This window comes from Pseudomonas sp. 50_B, assembly GCF_017491625.1.
GTDB lineage: Bacteria > Pseudomonadota > Gammaproteobacteria > Pseudomonadales > Pseudomonadaceae > Aquipseudomonas > Aquipseudomonas danubii.
Genome location: NZ_JAFGYX010000023.1, coordinates 69,949 through 87,947 on the forward strand (window position 1 = coordinate 69,949; position 17,999 = coordinate 87,947).

At 60.5% G+C, this 17,999-nt stretch carries 19 protein-coding genes; 5 read left to right on the forward strand and 14 right to left on the reverse strand.

From position 1 onward, the window contains the following. Window positions 1–5: 5 nt before the first annotated feature. The 3 genes from J5M73_RS25490 to J5M73_RS25500 all read right to left on the reverse strand — a co-directional run bounded on the left by J5M73_RS25490 (window position 6) and on the right by J5M73_RS25500 (window position 2,894). Entirely contained in the window at window positions 6–875 is an 870-nt protein-coding gene (locus J5M73_RS25490) for an alpha/beta hydrolase (RefSeq protein WP_207816358.1), read from the reverse strand. Window positions 876–950: 75 nt separating this feature from the next. Beyond that, window positions 951–1,739 carry an SDR family oxidoreductase gene (locus tag J5M73_RS25495; RefSeq protein WP_207165964.1) on the reverse strand — a complete coding sequence of 263 codons (789 nt, stop codon included), beginning with the start codon at window positions 1,737–1,739 and terminating at the stop codon, window positions 951–953. Between the two features lie 54 nt (window positions 1,740–1,793). Beyond that, entirely contained in the window at window positions 1,794–2,894 is a 1,101-nt protein-coding gene (locus J5M73_RS25500) for an alkene reductase (protein WP_207816360.1), read from the reverse strand. 149 nt (window positions 2,895–3,043) lie between these two features. Here J5M73_RS25500 and J5M73_RS25505 point away from each other — a divergent pair, with 149 nt between their 5' ends. Continuing rightward, window positions 3,044–3,631 (forward strand): TetR family transcriptional regulator, encoded by a 588-nt coding sequence (locus tag J5M73_RS25505; RefSeq protein ID WP_207816362.1) that lies wholly within the window; start codon window positions 3,044–3,046, stop codon window positions 3,629–3,631. A gap of 122 nt (window positions 3,632–3,753) precedes the next feature. On the opposite strand, the gene J5M73_RS25510 is transcribed toward J5M73_RS25505, so the two are convergent. The 3 genes from J5M73_RS25510 to J5M73_RS25520 are packed head-to-tail and all read right to left on the reverse strand — an operon-like array spanning window position 3,754 to window position 5,277. Continuing rightward, window positions 3,754–4,185 (reverse strand): carboxymuconolactone decarboxylase family protein, encoded by a 432-nt coding sequence (locus J5M73_RS25510; protein WP_207816364.1) that lies wholly within the window; start codon window positions 4,183–4,185, stop codon window positions 3,754–3,756. Window positions 4,186–4,213: 28 nt separating this feature from the next. Then, the gene (locus J5M73_RS25515; protein WP_207816367.1) at window positions 4,214–4,834 is read right to left on the reverse strand and encodes an NAD(P)H-dependent oxidoreductase; all 621 of its coding nucleotides are present in this window, start codon (window positions 4,832–4,834) and stop codon (window positions 4,214–4,216) included. Further along, window positions 4,831–5,277 (reverse strand): GNAT family N-acetyltransferase, encoded by a 447-nt coding sequence (locus J5M73_RS25520; RefSeq protein ID WP_207816368.1) that lies wholly within the window; start codon window positions 5,275–5,277, stop codon window positions 4,831–4,833. The genes J5M73_RS25515 and J5M73_RS25520 overlap by 4 nt, the downstream gene beginning before the upstream one ends. 87 nt (window positions 5,278–5,364) lie before the next feature. Here J5M73_RS25520 and J5M73_RS25525 point away from each other — a divergent pair, with 87 nt between their 5' ends. Then, window positions 5,365–6,768 carry a PLP-dependent aminotransferase family protein gene (locus J5M73_RS25525; RefSeq protein WP_207816369.1) on the forward strand — a complete coding sequence of 468 codons (1,404 nt, stop codon included), beginning with the start codon at window positions 5,365–5,367 and terminating at the stop codon, window positions 6,766–6,768. A 261-nt stretch (window positions 6,769–7,029) separates the two neighbouring features. Next, the gene (locus J5M73_RS25530) at window positions 7,030–7,479 is read left to right on the forward strand and encodes a GNAT family N-acetyltransferase (protein WP_115580167.1); all 450 of its coding nucleotides are present in this window, start codon (window positions 7,030–7,032) and stop codon (window positions 7,477–7,479) included. A gap of 22 nt (window positions 7,480–7,501) precedes the next feature. Here the strand turns inward: J5M73_RS25530 and J5M73_RS25535 are convergent, their stop codons facing one another. From J5M73_RS25535 to J5M73_RS25545, 3 genes are all read right to left on the reverse strand, one after another. Beyond that, window positions 7,502–8,284, reverse strand: coding sequence for a hypothetical protein (locus tag J5M73_RS25535; protein WP_243433932.1), 783 nt, complete (start codon window positions 8,282–8,284; stop codon window positions 7,502–7,504). Between the two features lie 15 nt (window positions 8,285–8,299). Next, window positions 8,300–8,722, reverse strand: coding sequence for a hypothetical protein (locus J5M73_RS25540; RefSeq protein WP_102863384.1), 423 nt, complete (start codon window positions 8,720–8,722; stop codon window positions 8,300–8,302). A 125-nt stretch (window positions 8,723–8,847) separates the two neighbouring features. Beyond that, window positions 8,848–9,633, reverse strand: coding sequence for a LuxR C-terminal-related transcriptional regulator (locus tag J5M73_RS25545; protein ID WP_102863385.1), 786 nt, complete (start codon window positions 9,631–9,633; stop codon window positions 8,848–8,850). 138 nt (window positions 9,634–9,771) lie between these two features. On the opposite strand from J5M73_RS25545, the gene J5M73_RS25550 reads away from it, so the two are divergent. Next, window positions 9,772–10,875 carry a polyamine ABC transporter substrate-binding protein gene (locus J5M73_RS25550; protein ID WP_207816371.1) on the forward strand — a complete coding sequence of 368 codons (1,104 nt, stop codon included), beginning with the start codon at window positions 9,772–9,774 and terminating at the stop codon, window positions 10,873–10,875. A 166-nt stretch (window positions 10,876–11,041) separates the two neighbouring features. Continuing rightward, complete coding sequence (locus J5M73_RS25555) at window positions 11,042–12,235, forward strand: contractile injection system protein, VgrG/Pvc8 family (protein ID WP_207816373.1); 1,194 nt, start codon at window positions 11,042–11,044, stop codon at window positions 12,233–12,235. Between the two features lie 105 nt (window positions 12,236–12,340). Here the strand turns inward: J5M73_RS25555 and J5M73_RS25560 are convergent, their stop codons facing one another. The 5 genes from J5M73_RS25560 to J5M73_RS25580 form a co-directional block, all read right to left on the reverse strand. After that, a complete protein-coding gene (locus J5M73_RS25560) occupies window positions 12,341–13,621 on the reverse strand; it encodes an MFS transporter (protein WP_115580164.1) in 1,281 nt (426 codons plus the stop codon). Then, window positions 13,618–16,062, reverse strand: a complete 2,445-nt coding sequence (locus J5M73_RS25565; RefSeq protein WP_207816386.1) for a lantibiotic dehydratase — start codon at window positions 16,060–16,062, stop codon at window positions 13,618–13,620. Before J5M73_RS25565 ends, J5M73_RS25560 begins: the two co-directional genes overlap by 4 nt. 3 nt (window positions 16,063–16,065) lie before the next feature. Then, entirely contained in the window at window positions 16,066–16,869 is an 804-nt protein-coding gene (locus tag J5M73_RS25570) for a hypothetical protein (protein WP_102863390.1), read from the reverse strand. Further along, on the reverse strand, window positions 16,859–17,740 hold the full coding sequence (locus J5M73_RS25575; RefSeq protein WP_347709987.1) for a DUF692 family multinuclear iron-containing protein: 882 nt from the start codon (window positions 17,738–17,740) through the stop codon (window positions 16,859–16,861). The genes J5M73_RS25570 and J5M73_RS25575 overlap by 11 nt, the downstream gene beginning before the upstream one ends. Before the next feature lie 96 nt (window positions 17,741–17,836). Continuing rightward, the gene (locus tag J5M73_RS25580) at window positions 17,837–17,995 is read right to left on the reverse strand and encodes a TglA family RiPP precursor (RefSeq protein ID WP_162884043.1); all 159 of its coding nucleotides are present in this window, start codon (window positions 17,993–17,995) and stop codon (window positions 17,837–17,839) included. Window positions 17,996–17,999 lie beyond the last annotated feature (4 nt).

Consider the following 17,999-nt stretch of genomic DNA (forward strand, 5'->3'; position numbering starts at 1 on the left):
TGCTGTCAGTCATCAAGGAAGGTCAATACCCGGGTCACGAAGTCCGTGTGGTGCTGGAAAATGCTGCCGTGGCCGGCGTCCTCATACAGCACAAGCTGCGCATGGGGGATGCGCTCAGCCAGGGCGCGCGAGTTGACGCTGGGCACCATGAGGTCGTTGTCGCCGTTGACCACCAGCGTCGGCGTTTTCAGGTGTTGCAGATCGTGCGGCGTCTGTTTGCCCCATGCCGTGATGGCCTGCAACTGCCGCAGGAACGCCCTCGGCGTCGGGCCCTTGTCGTGATTTTTTCGGCGTGCTTTGAGCCGTTGCAGATACGCCGAGGCGGCTCGGCGACCATTGTCCGTCGACGTGAAGAACAGGTAGACCTTGGGATCGCGCAAGGTCAGCAAGCCTTTGAGCATCAAGGGCCAGGTCACCGAGCCGACCTTGTCGATACCGCTGCCGCCGGCCGGTCCGGTGCCGGTGAGAATCAAGCGGCGCACCCATTCGGGGGCCTTGAGGGCGATCTCCTGAGCAACGAAGCCGCCGAGTGAAAAGCCCAGTACATCGACACTCTTGAACCCCAGGGCCTGGATCAACTCAATGGCGTCTTGCGCCATTTCGCCGACCGTCAGTGGCGCGCTGCCACCCGAGCCGCCGATGCCGCGATAGTCGGTGGTGATGACCCGCCGGGTCTGGGCCAGTCCATCGATGATGGCCGGATCGAAGTTGTCCAGCACCGCGCCCCAATGGTTGAACAGCACCAGGGGCACGCCGCCCGCGGGACCGGTATCGCGATAGGCGAAGGGAATGCCCCTGACCGTGATCGACTGGTTCGCCGCGTCGATGAACGAGGTCTGCTCAGCCGGGGCGCGAGTTGTCTGTATGGGATTCATTGCTACTCCGAACAGCGGAGCGGATTCGTCGCAGTGCCTGCCGCGAATCCGCCGCGAATGCTCGCTATCTGACGATCATTGTTGGGCCTGGTAACGCTGGGCAACCTCGGATTGACGGATCTGCCCCAGCAGGGCCTGACGCGCGTTCTGCAGGTCATCCCAGCGTTCGGCCTGTTGCAGCGGCGGGATGGTCACCGGTTCGCGCCGATCGAAACCGACCAGGGCGGCATCCACCAGATCGCCGACTTCCATGATGTCGCTCAGGGTGTTGATGTCGACGCCGGAGCGGTCCCAGATCTCCGTGCGGGTCGCCGCCGGCAGCACGGCCTGCACGTACACGCCCCGGGGCGCCAGCTCCAGGCTCAGGCCTTGAGACAGGAACAGCACGAAAGCCTTGGTCGCGCCATACACCGTCATGCCGAATTCCGGCGCCAGGCCCACCACCGAACCGATGTTGATGATCGCGCCATCGCCGGCCTTGGCCAGGCGCGGGGTAATGGCACTGGCCAGGCGCACCAGCGCGGTGGTGTTGAGGGCGACCAGTTGCGCAACGCTGTCGGTGCTTTGTTCGACGAAGCTGCCGGACAGGGCGGCGCCGGCATTATTGATGAGGATGCCGATGCGGGCGTCGTCGCGCAGGCGGGCTTCAACGGTGGTCAGATCGCTGAGTTGGGTCAAATCCGCTTTCATCACCTCGACGGCGACCTCGTGCTCGCTGCGCAATCGGGCGGCCAGTGCGTCCAGGCGCGCCTGATCGCGGGCGACCAGCACCAGGTCGTGGCCGCGCTGTGCAAAGCGCTCGGCGTAGGTGGCGCCAATGCCGCTGGAGGCGCCGGTGATGAGAACGGTAGGGCGAGTGTTCATGGGGGTATCTCTCTTTCAGGAAAGGGACTGACAGCTGGTGTGGGCGGGTAGGGCTCAGTTGGCGCCGGCGCCCGACTCGGCCAAGGTCGGGTAGTCGATATAGCCCGTCGCGCCGCCGCCATAGAGCGTGGCGGGATTGAAGGCGGACAGCGGCGCACCGCTTTGCAGGCGCTCCACAAGATCCGGGTTAGCAATGAACGGGCGACCGAAGGCGATCAGATCGGCCTGGTCTTCGGCGAGCCGCGAGGTCGCCAGCTCCAGGTCATAGCCGTTGTTGGCGATGTAGGTGTTTTTGAAGCGCTGGCGCAGGGCGGCGAAATCCAATGGCGCCACGTCACGCGGGCCACCGGTCGCGCCTTCGACCATGTGCAGGTAAACCACGCCGAGGGTGTCGAGTTGATCGACGAGGTAATCGAATTGCGCCTGCGCATTGCTGCTGGAGACACCGTTGGCCGGCGACACCGGCGACAAGCGCACCCCGGTGCGATCTGCGCCGATTTCATTGATCACGGCTGCGGTGACTTCGAGCAACAGGCGCGCACGGTTTTCAATCGAGCCGCCGTAAGCATCGGTGCGCACGTTGGCGCTGTCCTTGAGGAACTGATCCAGCAAGTAGCCGTTCGCGCCGTGAATTTCCACGCCGTCGAAGCCGGCGGCAATGGCGTTTGCCGCGGCCTGGCTGAAATCGGCGACTATCCCCGGCAGTTCGCTGATGTCCAGTGCGCGCGGCTCGCTGGCGTCTTCAAAGCGGTTGTTGACGAACACCTGGGTGGCCGCGCGCAACGCGGAAGGGGCCACGGGGGCGGCGCCGTTTTCTTGCAGGTCAACGTGGGATACGCGGCCGACATGCCACAGTTGCGCAAAGATCTTTGCGCCCTTGGCGTGCACGGCGTCGGTCACGGTGCGCCAGCCCTCAATCTGCGCCTGGGTGTAGATCCCGGGGGTGTCCTGATAGCCCTGGCCCTGTTGGGAAATCTGCGTGGCTTCGCTGATCAGCAAGCCGGCGCTAGCGCGTTGGCTGTAATAGGTGGCGGCGAATTCGCTGGGAACAGAGCCTGCGCCGGCGCGGTTGCGGGTCAGTGGCGCGAGGACGATGCGGTTCGACAGCGCGAGGGCGCCGAGGGTGTAAGGGGTGAACAGGTTCTGATCGGTCATCTGGTGTCTCTTGCGTGCCCGTGGGTGGAGGTCGGTGGTGCGTGCAATTAGGATGATGATCGAAATCTAAGCTGTCAACGATTTTGATTATGATCGACATCTATGTATGATCGGGCCCATGATTTTCCGATGTATAGGAGGTATTGCAGGTGAGAGTGAGCAAGGCTCAGGCGCAGGCCAATCGAGAGCACATCGTTGAAACGGCCTCAGAGTTGTTCCGTGAGCGCGGCTTCGACGGTGTGGGGGTGTCGGACCTCATGGCGGCGGCCGGTTTCACCCATGGAGGTTTCTACAAGCATTTCGGTTCGAAGGCCGACCTCATGGCCGAGGCCTCGGCCTGCAGCCTTGCCAAGTCGCTGGCTGGCCTGCAAGCGCTCGATGTGCCTGGCTTCATCGACGTCTATGTGACCCGAGAACACCGCGACGAACGTGGCGGTGGTTGCACCATGGCCGCATTGGGTGGCGACGCGGCGCGTCAATCGGATGAGGTGAAAGCGAGGTTTGCCGAAGGGATCGAGCACACCCTGAAAACCCTGGGGGACAAATACCCGACCCGGCCGGATGCCGCACCGGGTGAGGGCAGGCAGAAAATGATCGACCTGCTGTCGCGTGCGGTCGGTGCGATTATTTTGTCCCGTGCCTGCCCGGATGATTCGGCGCTGGCGGATGAGATTCTTGAGGTGTGCCGCGCTGAGATGTTTGCTTCGTTGCCGGTTGATAAAGACCAGCCGGCGTGAAGGGCGACGATTCAAGCCGATAGTGGTGTGGCGCACCAGCACCCGCAGCAGCCCCGGCGGTGGACGCACCCGCGCGAACGGTTAACGGCTGAACCATTGAGGCTGCTGGGCTCTGCTTGCTCTTAGAGCTTCATGCCCACCGCCAGCCGGTTAAAGGCATTCATCAAGGACACGGCCAAGGTCAGGTCGGAAATTTCGACCTCGCTAAAGTGCGCTTTCAGCGGTTCGTACAGTGCGTCCGGCGCGCCCTTGTCGTGGACGTAGGTGAGGGTTTCGGCCCAGTCCAGGGCGGCGCGTTCGCGCTCGTTGAACAGTTCGCTGACGCGCCAGCCGGCGAGGCAATCCAGTTTGTCCTGGGCGACTCCACATTCACGCAGGGTCTGTGAGTGCTTGCCCAGGCAGAACGAGCAGCCGTTGATCTGCGACACGCGCAAATACACCAGCTCCAGCAAGGGCAGGCCCAGGGGGCTTGCGGCCAATGCGGTGTTGGTGGCGAGCAGGCCTTGATAGGCGGCCGGCGACAAAGTGGCAAAGGGCAGTCTGAGTTGGCTCATGGTGAAACTCCGATATGGAAAAAAGTGATCAGGCACAAACGAGGGGGTTGAACAGGGGCTGCAAGGACAGTGCGCTGCGGGCCTCGTCGAGGGTTGCGCGCACCGCTTCGTCACCGAACACCAAGCCCTGCAGATAAGTGAACTGCAGGTCGAACAGACCCAGGGTGTTCAGCACCTGGCGCAGGTAAGGCGTGAGAAAGTCCGGTTGGCGTGCCCGCGGGCCTTGGTGAAAGCCGCCGGAACTCACCAGCACATGCACCGGGCGGTCCTTGAGCAGGCCGACCTTGCCCTCCGGGCCGGAGCTGAAGGTGCGGTGAATGCGCAGCACGTAGTCGATCCACAGCTTGAGCGCCGCCGGCAGGGTGAAGTTGTGCATGGGCGTGGCAATCAGCAGCACATCGCAGCGCTCCAACTCACGAATCAACCCTTCGGACACCTCGAACAACGGCGCGTCGAAGGGCGTGGCGCTGGTCAGGGCGTGGGCGTAGTCCAGGCCTAGCGGTGGCAACGGCTGCGCCCCCAGATCGCGCTCGACCAGTTCGAGCTGCGGATAGCGTTGGCGCAGGGAGCTCAGCAGCTCCAGTGCCAGCCGGTACCCCTGGGAAACCTGGCCATGGGGGCTGGCGTTGATCAACAGGACAGTGTTCATGCCGGCTCCCCACCGCGAAGTCGCTGGGTGAAGTGCATGCCGCGGGCCAGCAACCCCTGGCGGAAATAGAAGCGCTGGGCCAGGGGCATATGCAGGCCGGTATCCAGCACGAAGTGATCGCATTGACGCTGCACGGCCTCATCCCGCACCGCACTCAACAGCCGCGCTCCCAGGCCGCTGCGCTGCAGCTCCGGGCTCACCACCAGGTCATCGACGTAGATGAAGCGTCCGTAGAGCAGGTTTTCCAGCTCGCGGTAACCGGCCAGGCCGACGATGCGCTCGGCGTTCCACGCGGCGAGCAAGCGATAGCCCTGCTCGGTTTGCCGGGCCAGTTGGGCGACATAGGCCGCAGGGTGGGTGAGGTGCGGGCGCAAGACACGCATCACGTCGAAACTGGCCGCCAGGGCCGCTTCGCTATCGAGGTGTTGAAGGGTGTAGGGCATGTCCGTCATCCGCTGCAAAGAGATGACCCACTGTAGAAGGCCAATGGCTTAAGCTACAGGGCCAAAAAATGCATAAATGACTAGGCCATGATCCTTCCTTTCGAACTGGACCGCAGCCAGACGGCGCCGATCTATCGCCAGCTGTACCAGCGGTTTCGCGAGTCCATCGCCGATGGCCGCCTGCGTCCGGGAGACCGCGTGCCGGCAGTTCGCGCCTTGGCGGCGGAGCTGAACCTGGCGCGGGGCACTGTGGAAGCCGCCTACCAACTGCTGATAGGCGAGGGCTACCTGATTGCTCGCGGGGCCGCCGGGACCATTGTCACCCCGCAACTGGCGCCGATTTGTGCGCCCGTACAACGCGCCCCGGTGGCTGCAACGACCCATCAAGCCACCCATGCCGGCATGTCGCCCTTGGCACTGCAAATGGGCCTGCCAGCGCTGGACGCCTTTCCGCGCAAACTCTGGACCCGCCTGGCGGGCCGGCAACTGCGCCAGGCGGGCGTCGAAGGCCTGGTCTACCCGGACGCCCGCGGCTACGCCCCGTTGCGGGCGGCCATTGCCTCCTACCTGGGGATTTCCCGCGGCATCACCTGCCACCCGGAGCAGATTTTCGTCTGCGCCGGCTACCGCGCCTGCCTCGACCTGATCAGCCACACCCTGATGCGCCCAGGCGCCACCTGCTGGCTGGAGGAGCCCGGCTACTTCATGGCCAGGAACGCACTGCTGGAAGCCGGCGCGCAGTTGGTGCCGGTGCCCGTGGACGATCAGGGCCTGGACGTCGCCCAAGGCATCGCCCGCGCCCCAGAGGCCGGCTTTGCCGTGGTCACCCCGACCCACCAGAGCCCGCTGGGGGTGTCGCTGTCCCTGCCGCGGCGCCTGGCCCTGCTGGACTGGGCCAACCGCCAAGGCAGCTGGATCATCGAGGACGATTACGACAGCGAATACCGCTACCAGGGCAAGCCCTTGCCGGCCCTCAAGAGCCTCGACCAGCAGGGCCGCGTGCTCTACACCGGCACCTTCAGCAAAGTCCTGTTTCCAGGGCTGCGCCTGGCCTACCTGGTGGTGCCCGCCGAACAGACCCCAGCGTTCGCCCGTCAGGCGGATCGTCTGCACAATCACTGCCCGCACCTGCCTCAAGCGACCGTCACCGCCTTCCTCAACGAGGGTCACTTCGCACGGCATCTAAATAAAATGCGCGGCCTCTACGCGCGACGCCGTCAATGGCTGATCGATGCGTTGCATCAACAGTTTGCCGAGGGTTTACAGATAAACCCTCAAGCAGGCGGCATGCACTTGGTCGCCGGTCTTGGGCAAGGGAATGATGTCGAGTTCGCCCAGCGCGCCCGGGCGGTGGGCATCGCGGTTGAGCCGCTGTCACAGTGGTACCTGGAGGCCCAGTCCAGGCAGGGGCTGGGGATGGGCTTCACCAACGTTGCCAGTGCCGAACAGGCATCGACGCTGGCGCTGCGCTTGGCGCAAGTCATCCAGTGAAGAAGGAAACTGATTGTTACTGGCGCGAAAGGGCCCGCAGCAAGGTTTGAGTCGCAACAGTCCCGCCGGGACCACTTCGCGATGGAGCACTTTTTTCTGAGCTTGAAAAGGGAACGCATGTGGCGGCGTGGTTATGCCGACCCTGCCGAAGCAGGCAGCGACATCGCTGAACGAGGTGTCTGTTTGCCGCGGCGTTGCTGCGTATCGCAAGGTTGGGTGTTCTGGTATAGAAACACTCCACTCAAGCCAAGGACGACGACTGTGCAGATACGCAAGATGACTCACGAAGACCTGCCGAGCGCCACTGCCCTTTGCCTGGAAGCGTTCATGCTGGCAGTTGCGCCTTCGCTCTCAGCGCAGGGCGTGGAAACCTTCGCCAAGGTAGCGGCGCAGAAGGCGTTTGCCGAACGAATGGCGAGTGACAACCTGATGCTGGTTTGTGTCGCAGAGGGAACCCTGGTCGGACTGATCGAACTCAAGGAAGGGCGCCATGTGGCGATGCTGTTCGTTGCGCCGCTGTGGCAGCGTCGCGGCGTTGGCAAACGCTTGGTGAGCGCAGCTCTGGAGCAGGCCAGAGCCGATGTGGTAACCGTCAGAGCGTCTCTGTCCTCAGTGGCCGCTTACGAAGGTTACGGTTTTGCCTTGGCTGGGGAGGAGGGTGAGTTTGCCGGGCTGATCTATCAGCCGATGGAGAAGCGGCTGAGCCTGTGAATCCACACCCTTTCTCCCGGCGTCATTCCACGTAGCGCAGCCACAGGTGTGTCCGCTCGCGGATCGCCTGGACGACCGCTGAAGTCACCGCTTGCCGGTTCTCTTCAGGGGTGTTGTAGAGCGCACAAAAATCCTTCGCCACGGCGTTGGCGACGTGCAGGTCGGCAGGCGCTGCACGCAGGAAACCGAGGTAAGACGCGCCAACCCCGATCAATTCATAACCGTGGGCCTGAGCGAAATGGCGCGCTAGCGCATAGTTTTGCGCAGGGCCCAGGTCGCAACTGAAATAGCCGTTGGGAAACGCAGCCAGTGCCTGGCAGGCATGCTCGACCGGAACCAGGAGCGCCGAGAGAGGTTGGTCGAGCAGTGAAACCGGGTTGTCCTGATAGTCCATCCATTCCTGCAGGGCGGGCTGGTCAAGGGTCAGGCCGTGGGCGCAAGCCTCTTCGAACGAGCTGCCGGCCACCAGCTTGGTGAAGTTGCGCAAGCAGATCGGGAACTCGGCTTTGGTGGTGGAATAGCCCAGGTATTCGCCCTGTTCGAAGCATTCGGCAGGTAACTGGGCAATGTCCTGTTCCGAGGCCTCATCCAGCCCCAGGTTGTTGCGTGCATGCCCGCAGGTGTAGCGGGCCTGGGGCAGGTCATCCAGCGAGAGCAGGGGCCTGAAGCCCGGGTGCTTGTCGGCGAGCTGGCGGTAGGCGTCGATCAGCTCATCCAGGCTGGAAATGCCGCTCAGGCTGTACTCATCGCAGGTGCCGGCAGCGGGGTTGCCAGGCATTGCGTTACCGCGAAATTGGATATCCATCGAAGGGCTACCTGTTCACTGTTGATGTTCAGACGAATGATTCAGCTTTCTGCGCGCCAGCGCACCCCCTGCCAGTACCGCCGGCATGATGGCCAGGCAGCAGCTGATATGCACCCAGCTTATTTGGCTCAAGGAGAAGATCCCCACGGGAATGCCCCAGACCAGCAGGATGATGACCCCGACCCAGAGGGCGGGACGCAAGGAGCGGGTCGCGTGGGTCCGGGTGCTGACAAATCCCCCCAGTCCTGCCATGAGGGCCCAGCTCAGCACCGTCAGCCATTGAACGCTATGCAGGCTGACCAGTTGATTGTGCTGTTGTTTCCAACCCGGTTCGCCAAGGGCAACGAACCCAGGAGGGAGAAACTGTGAAATCACCAGCCCGAAAACAGGCAGCACCAGGGCGCAGGAGAGCAGGCCGAAGAGAATGGCTTTAAACATGGGGTGTTCGACATCCGTGTTGAGAGGGGCTTGGAGGGTGTTGCTGATGGAATGCGGGGTTATCCAGGCTATGCAGTGGTTTGCTTACGGTTTCCCGGCAGGGATCGTCATCGAAGTCGATAGCGTCAAGAGAGAACATCCTGTTTTGGCATGAAGAATCGAGCGAAGAGTTCGGATTGCGACTTGATGTTCAGCTTGGCGTAAATGTTGCGACGGTGAACCTTTATCGTCTCTGCCGAGAGGGAAAGTTTGCCAGCGATCTCCTTGTTGGAAAAGCCACTGAGCAACAGCCTGAGCACATCGCTCTCGCGGGTGGTTATTTGTGTGCCTAGCTGGCTAATGGTTTCGGGCCATTGCGGCGGGGCGCTGAGGTTTTTCTCGACATCCGTTTCAAAGCACATGCGCTGATGCATCAATGCAGTGACCCACGGCTTGATCAGATCCAGCATCGTGATCTGTTCTTGATTGAAGTGCACGCCGCTGCCAATGGAGATGCACAGGGTTCTGTCGGCATCGAGCTGGATGTTGTATTGCACTTCATCGACAGAAATGTATTGCGCAAAGTACTTGTGGTAGTACTCGGTTTCCCGAAAGTACTCCGGTGCAATATCCAGCAGGTGAAAGAATCCGCTCTGCGGGTTTTCTCGATTGGCGATATAAAAGGGGTCCAGCAGATATAGCCCCTTTACATACAGGTGAATAAACGCATCCACCTCTTCCACATCGGCTACTTCGGGAAGACTGACCACTTGTACTTGTTGATTGCTGAAGATCAGCACGACCCAGTTATCGATCTGCACATATTCATTGAGTGTGCGAATAAGCGAACTCCAGAAGTCTGGACGGTTCAGCTGCATGATCAGTTTTCCAATCGAGCGGTGCCAAGCCAGGCTATGCAGGTCGAGTGGCATTTTCTACCCCTTTAGGGTTAGGGAATCGTGGGTCAAGGGTAAGTAATCGTAGGTATTTACTATTGCCCAAGGCTCGGTATATTCGCCTTCAAGGTTTACGACAGCCATGAGGGCACGTCGTCTAGACAGGGATGTTGCATGAGAAAATCACCTTTGCGAACCGTTTTTTCGGTCGCGTTGCTCTGCGCCGGAATCAGTACATCCGCAGGTGCAGTAGAGCCAGGGATGTACCTGTACAACTGGTTCGGGCTGCTGGCTCCGGAAACGCCAAAAGAGTTCGAACAGGCCACGGGCACCCGAATTCACATGGATGCCTTCGACAGTGCCGAGATCATGCAGAGCAAGGTCATGGCCGGTCGCACCGGCTACGACGTGGTGGTGGCGACCTCCAATGTGTTGCCCAGCCTGATCGAAGCGGGGGTGCTGCAGCCGCTGGACCCTGCCCAGCTGAGTAACCTGTCCCACGTCGATCCGGCCATCCTGGCCCAACTGGCGGTCAACGACCCAGGCAATCGCTACGCTGTGCCTTATTTGTGGGGCACCACCGGCATTGGCTATGACGTGGATAAAGTCAAAGCGGCATTGGGTGATCATGCGCCGGTCGATAGTTGGGACTTGATCTTCAAGGAAGAGAACATCAGCAAGCTCAAGTCTTGCGGTGTGGCCATGCTGGATTCGCCCAGCGAGATCATTTCGATTGCCTTGAATTACCTTGGGCTCCCCAGCAATAGCAAGAACCCGGATGATTACCAGAAGGCTCAGGAACTGCTGTTGAAGATCCGGCCTTATATCGTTTATTTCGACTCGTCGAAAATCGATACGGACCTGGCAGGCGGCAACATTTGTGTCGTGGTGGGCTGGGCCAATGGTGCCCTGGCGGCGCAGGCTGCCAACGAGAGCGCCAACACCGGACGCACGATCAGCTACAGCCTGCCTCGCGAAGGTGCGTTGGTCTGGTCGGAAAACCTGGTGCTGCTCAAAGACGCGCCTCACCCAAAAGAAGGCCTGGCGTTTATCAACTACATGATGCGTCCGGAAGTGATTGCCAAAACGTCAAATCACACGCTGTATCCTAATGCCAATAAGGACGCCACCGAGTTTGTCCAGCAGAAGTTGCGCGATAACCCATGGATATATCCAGACAAGGCAACCGTCGCAACACTGGTTCCGCTTGAACCGCTGCCATTGAAGTTGGAGCGCATCCGGACGCGGGTCTGGACTAAGGTGAAGAGCAGTATCTGATCGGGTTTGACTCTTCCTCTCCTGCGCCATGCACGTTTCATAGCGAGTGCGGGCTCATTATTTAAAACATTCGTTGAAATGTATTCGTCATGCGGGAAATTAACTTTCCCGCCTGGCGGTATGCGCCTGTGTCCATTCAATACCTGATCCAAGAGGAGCACAGTGGATGTTCAGCCCAGCCAATCAAACGCACTTCTGTTTGACCATCGACGGTTTTGCGCATGAGGTTCAAGTGCTCGCATTCACCGGGGAAGAGGCGATCAGCAAGCCTTACTTTTTCAAGGTGGAGTGTGTGAGTGAACGACCCGACCTGGAACTGCAAAGCCTCGTCGACAGGGAGGCCTTCCTGGCTTTCGATGGCCACGGCCATGGCATTCACGGGCGCATCTATCACATCGCCCAATGTGCGGACACCCAGTGCTACAACCTGGCCCTGGTTCCGCACCTGTCCTACTTGCGCCACCGCACCAACCAGAGGATCTATCAGCAGTTTTCGGTGCCGGCCATCGTTGCCCTGATTCTCGAAGAACACGGGATTCTGGGCGATGCCTACCGCTTCGAGTTGGGCTCGACCTACCCCGAGCGTGATTGCTGTACCCAGTTTGGTGAAACGGATTTGCACTTCATCCAGCGCTTGTGTGAGGAGGAGGGGATTCACTTTCACTTCCAGCACAGTGCTCAAGGTCATGTGCTGGTGTTTGGCGATCATCAGGCGGTGTTTCCCAGGATCGAGCAAGCCACGGCTGTCGCCCCCGAGGGCGACAGGCGGGCCACCGAGCGACTGATCAAGCCCGCCAGGCAGGTCACCCTGCAGGCCGGCGAGCACCGCCGCGCGGCCTACCGTCCGCTTGAAAGCCAAGGTCAGCAAACCGGGCTAGCCAGTGGCCATGTTGTGGAAATCCCTGGCCCGCCGGGCCAAGAGCGCCATGAGCCATGGCTACTGACTCGGGTCATCCATGAAGGCAGACAGCCACAGGTATTGAATGAGTCCGCCAGTGGCGACCCGGCTGACGATGACCGGCATCCGGGTTACTGCAATCGCTTCATGCTTGTGCCGGGGGATGCGCTCTATCGTCCGCCTTTGGCTCACGAGAAACCGCAGGTGCCCAGCCAGACTGCGCTGGTTATCGCCATGGAAGATGAAGCGCTGCGCACTGATGGGCGCTGCGCGAGGCTCAAGGTCAAGTTTCCCTGGGATCGGGAAGGTCGGTTTGACGACAAAAGCAGCTGTTGGCTAGGGGGCGCTGCCAATTGGCAGTGTGAATTGACGCCACTGCGAACGGGCGTGGAAGTCAGGGTCACCTTTCTTGAAAGCGACCCCGATCAACCGTTGATCAGCGGTTGCCTGTGCTGTCAGTGATTCGATGCTGAGCCTGCCTTGCTCGCTCATACGCAGCGCAACTGACGGGTTTTTGCGGCGGCTTGACGGACCTGTGGTCAACGAAGACGAGCTGGCCGCCAGCGTTTACCGCGCCGTTGCTGTTTTCAGTTGCCACGGTTTGAAACTCAGCCACAGCAACACCCCAGGTACCTGCAAGGCAATCATCACGCCCAGCGACCACTGGTAAGCCTCCACCGGATGCCCTTGTCCATTGGCCGGCCACAGGTTCAGGATCTCTCCCATCAACCATTGCAAGGCGAACGCCAGCACGAACACCACCAGGTTGAACGACGAGCTGACCCGCCCGGCCAGTTCAGGCGATACCGACTGAGCTACGATCGCGTAGTTCATGGTGGTGGAGGTGCCGAAGAAGCTGAACCCCATGGCAATCAGCAGCGGCGACACCGGCAGTCCGCTGATCATCAGCGATTGAAACACGATGAAGATCGCAACCCCGGCGCCGCACACCATGATCGGCTGCACACCAAAGCGGCGCAGGTAGTCGGTGATCGAGCCGAAGGCCAGCGAACCTGCCACCATCGCCACGGTGCCCCAGAGCAAGGTATTGGCCATGCTCGACTCGCTGAGCTGGGCGACATCGCGCAGCCACGGCCCCATCCACAGCGACAGCACCGACATGTAGATCGCATGGGCAAACACCGAGTACAACGCCAGTCGCCAGAATACCCACGAGGAGTAAAGTGTCCCCACGGCCTTGGACATTTCGGCCAGAGTGGTGTGCTTGGGTTTGTAGGTGCGCGGCACGCTCAGGTGAATGACCACGCTGACGAACAGAGTCAACAGCGCCAGAATCAAGAACGCTTCACGCCATGAGATCCACTTGAGCAGTTCATGCAGCGGCGTGGTGGACGCCATGGCGCCCAGGCCGCCTACCGACAACAGGCACGCCGTACTCAGCGGCAGGCGCTCGACCGGCAGCCAGATGGTGCACGCCTTGATCGCACTCATCAGCGAACCGGCTACCCCCAGGCCGATCAGGCCGCGACCGATGATCAGACCCAGCTCGGTGTGGGAGAAGCTGAAAATCAGCGAGCCCAATACCGCGAACAACAGCATGGGGGCCTGCACGCTGCGCGGGCCGTAGCGGTCGAGCATGACGCCGAGCGGAATCTGCGCCGCGGCGAAGGTCAGAAAGTACACGCCGGTCAGCAGGCCCATGCTGCTGGCGGGCAGGTGCAGTTCCTGCTCCAGGTCCACATAGATCAAAGCGTTGACCGTGCGAAACAGGTACGAGACGAAATGGCCGAGGCCAAAGGGAATGAAAATGGTCAAAAACAGGTACACAAAGGTGTGCTTTATTTCCTGGTCGGCCTTGGCGCAAGAGGCTGTATTTTCTTTACTCATGTCGCAAGAGCCTCGCGTGGGGAAAAGGTTGTGCGTATTTCACAGCAGAAACGCCCTCGTGCCTCTTCAAGCCAAAGTTCATCGGGGCACGGTCGCATTTCCGAGAACTTGACGTGGCCTGCGTTCTTCAGCGCATTGCTGATGCCGTCGAAGGACAAAGGGTTGTCGAAGTCGAGGAACAGCGGTTTGGGTTCGGTATCGATCTTGACGAAGGCATAGCGGGGCAAACCGTGAGCGCCAGCCCAGGCACGCCATTGCAGGGTGTGTTCTAGCTCGTCGATCGAGCCCTTCGGTTCCGGCAGGCGATCGCGGGCAAATAGCCAGGAAGCGCGCTTGTAGAGGGTCCGGCCCAACCAGATACGGCGGTGATCGTGTTTGGCCACGGCGCTGCCGGCCAGGGCGAAGCCCAGCCGATGCAAGGGCGTGGAGTACACGCACAGCAAGTCTTCGCTGAACTGCCCCAGGGCGTCGACCACTTGCAGACGACCGTTCACCCGCAGCACTTTTGCCCTGCCAGCGGCAAACTGCTGGTGCGCTGCGACACAACCGCCGCCAGACGGCAGCACCAATTGCAGGTAGGAGGGCTGCAGTGGCCAGTCGATGTGGGAGCGCTGATAGCTCTCGGGCGAGTCAGCCAGTACCAGGCGAGGGCGTTGGAAAATCGCCTCCACCTGTTGGTTTATCTGCGTATTGAAGGGGCCGAACGGAGCGGCAACGGGCTGGCTCAGCGTATGAACTGCCGGGTGCACTTCACCGACGATGATTTCGTAGTCGCCGCGATTGAAAGCCTCGACCGAGGCGCTGGAGAGCAGGATATCCGGAGAGTGAAAGTCGCTGCCGAACACCTCGAAGCCTTCGACATCCAGACGGCTGTTCAGCCGGCTGATCAGGCGCTCGACGTCCGCAGCACACAGACGCACTTCGGCATGCTCCGGGAAGTCCTGCAGCAGTTGCGCCCAAGCGCTTTCCAGGCGCTGATCGAGGTCGCCGATGATGCGTGCCTCAAGTGCAGGCAACAGAGGGGCAAGGGTGTTGAGCAGGTCGAGAAAATCAACCGGTTTGCCGGGGCTGGCCACCTGGCGCTGCTCCCAGACCTCAATGAAGGCCTGATTGAGCTGGTGCGCGATGGCTTTGATCAGCCACTGATTGATGCGCATCAGCGGCGCCAGTTCTTGGTTGACTTGGTCGAGCATGGCTTGCCCAAGGCTGATGTTCATGTTTCTCGAACAATCTTCGTACAGCGGGTAACGGCCGACATACATGGTGCCGGTTTCTCGGCTGAGGTCGACCCCGGCCTCGCCAAGCAGTTGGTTCAAGCGCTCCAGGCATTCGGTCCGACGCATCAGGTCGCCGTGGGCATAGTCATGGCGCAAGCCCTCCAGCGCTTCAAGGCGCGATTGCCAGAGCTGGTTGAACGGGTCGGATACCCCCGCGTTGGCCAAACAGCGTTGCAGCTGCACGATGGGGTGACGCTCACGGGGCGACATTTGCCAGCCCCGGCGCACGATACGTTTGCTCACCAGGTGCTCCAGCAGATCGCGCAATGTGCCAGCCGCGTCTTGCGGACAGTCGTTCAATATCCCCGCGTAAGTGGCGGCTCGATCCTGGTGCTCGCTGATGTACTGCAGTACCTGGGCGGTTTGCGGGTTGAGGCGCTGGCTTTTGCCAATCGGCATGAACAGGGTCTGTTCGTGCAGGTAGCAACCGGTATTGAGCTGCAAGGGCATACGGTCGGTGTCTGGGCATTGCTGGTTGATCTGTTCGACCAACCGCTGTACCACCCAATTCTCGAAGAAGGTGTGGCGATCCTTGATCCACGCCGTGTCATCCTGGGTCAGATGCACATTGGCTGTCTGCCGGGTATCGAACCGGCCCCAGGCCAAAGGTCCGAAAAAACTGGAGGTATCGTTCTTGGCGCAGAAACGTTGCGCGTAACTCCAGCCCAAGCGCAGCTTTTGCTTTTTGCGGGTGTCGTTCCTGCTGTGCCGATCCCTGATCAGCTCACGGATGCGTGTCAACGCCGACGGGTTGGAGATGAACAAGGCCTCGGCCACCGCATCGTCATCCAGGAAGTCGATCAGTCCTTGGCGGGCGCTTTCCAGATAGGCGTCATATTCACGGGCGGCTTCTTCAGGCGCTGACGTTCGCGCGAGCAACAGATTCCAGTGTTGCAAAGCCTCACCGAGAGGTTCGCGCAGTACTTCTGGCAGATCGGTGGGTTGCAGGGCCTGGTTCTCGTTGAGTTTGCGGATGAATTTGCGGCAGGCCTGGGGCGAATGCGCGTTGGCCTTTTCAAGTAGCGTCGCCTTCAGCGTCTGCAAGGAGCGGAAGTCTTGCTCGAAGGCGCGGCACGCTGGCAGGTCGGCGAATCGGCCCAGATCCGTCAAGTGATGAATGGGGAAGCCGGTCGAGCGCAGCCAGAAGTACTGTGAGCTTTCCATGGTCTAGGCCGGCATCCTGATGGCGTTGAGTCGATGCAGCTTATCGAGCAGTGCCAAGTCCTCGCCGCTGGGTTGTGCGGCGCTGGAACCCAGTATCTGCATCAAGCTGACGAGTGACTGTGGTTGCTCCAGGCAGTGATAGAGGTACGCAGCGCGCGGGCTGATCAGGGTGAATTTGTGGCGCGCCTCAGGGGTGGGCAAATACACCAAGATGTGCTCGCAGGCTTCCTCCGGTCTGCTACGCCCGAGCAGGCTTTTATCACGCAACCAGTGCGACAGCGCATAGCGGCTCTGGTAAATGCGTGCACCGTCGGTGCGTTGATAAGTGCCCGGCACTGCGGCACTGGTTTCCACCAGCCCGATGTAGAGGCGCACAGATTCGCGCTCAAGGCCCATCAGGTCGCGAATCTGCGGGTAGTCGGCAAGTTCCTGGCGCTCGAGCAGAAAGCCCAATGCCGCGTCGCAATAGCCATACACTCTTGGCCCGTAGTCGAACCACTCTTGTTGGCGCAGGAATGCCTTGGACAGTGCCGGCAGGTCCAGGCCGATATTGAGCAGCGCGCGCAGCGTCAATGGCGCGCCGGTTTCCAGCGCATTGATAAAGGAATTGACCAAGCGGAACTGATAGTTTTCGACGAACCATTTCACTCGTTCAAACTGACTGCCATAGGCCTGCAGAATCACCCGCTCGTTATCAGGAAAGTGTTCCAGCCATTGAGTCGCGCCTTGAGCTTCGAACAACTGCTGCTGCAGTGTTTCATCGCGTAGCAGGCGTCGCCACAGCTTCCAGACCTGCTCAGCATCCATGCGTCAGCTCCTGTGCCGCTTTTGTGTAGTGATTCCAGATGTTCTGTGCGCGCCGCACATCGGTGACGATCATGTGTTCGTCGTTGGCGTCCATCACGCGTGTCAGTGCGTGGTGAGCCTGCCCCTGGTATTCGAGGATGATCGCCGAGGGTTGGCAGCGGGACATGAGTTCCTGGTACAGATCCCAAACAGGTTCGGGCACACACGAGTCATGCCAGTCGTGGTAGAGCCCCTCATGCCAACTGCCACCTGCCAGATGCACAGAGATCACCTTGTCCAACGGCAAGGTGTCGAGGTAGTCGCGCAAGTCGAAGTCTTTCAGGTTCAAGTGGTTGGTGTAGATGTTATGCAAGTCCAGATGCAAGAAGGTGCCGGACTGCTGCACGAGACGGGCCAGGAACTCGGCTTCGCGCATTTCTGCACCCGGGCATTGCAAGTAATAGGCGGCGTTTTCATGGGCCAGTGGCATCCCATAATGTGCCTGCAAAGCCTTCGCGCGTTCGGCGCAGCGCAGAACCTCTGCATTGGAAAACTGCAGCGGGCTGCTCCAGATATCCAGCCAGGAGTTGTCGCCATAAAAACAATGGTTGGCGACCCATGGGCTGTTGAGCATCTTGGCCAGGGGCACATGGCGTTGCACAGCGGCGGTTTCTTCAAGAGGGCTGAAACCAAAGTCGCAACCGTAGTTGGAATGCGCCAGCAAGGTGAATTTCTCAGACAGCCGATTGATCATCGCCTGGGCCGCGGGCTTGATGATCTGGGGGCCGTCCATAGGGGCCATGATGTTGTCGAGCAGTATTTCCAGCACATCGACTTCGATGTCCTCAAATGGAAACCAGTCGAGGATCTCGGGGTTGTACTGGATACCCACACCAATCGGTTCGGGCTTAACGAAGTGAGCCATGTGGTTGCCCAGTTTGAGGAAGGGAAGGCTTCCTCGACGTCAAGCCGAGGAAGCTCGGAGCGATCAGGCGAACACTTTGCTTTCGATGATTTCGATATCGTCGAGGTCGAACTCCTCGAACGGTGCATCGGTAAGGGCTTGCGGCGCGACGTCGGCCGGGGCGGTTGTGGTGGTGGCTTCATCCATGGCGGCAATAGCCGGAGTCACTGTAGGTTGAGTCATGACA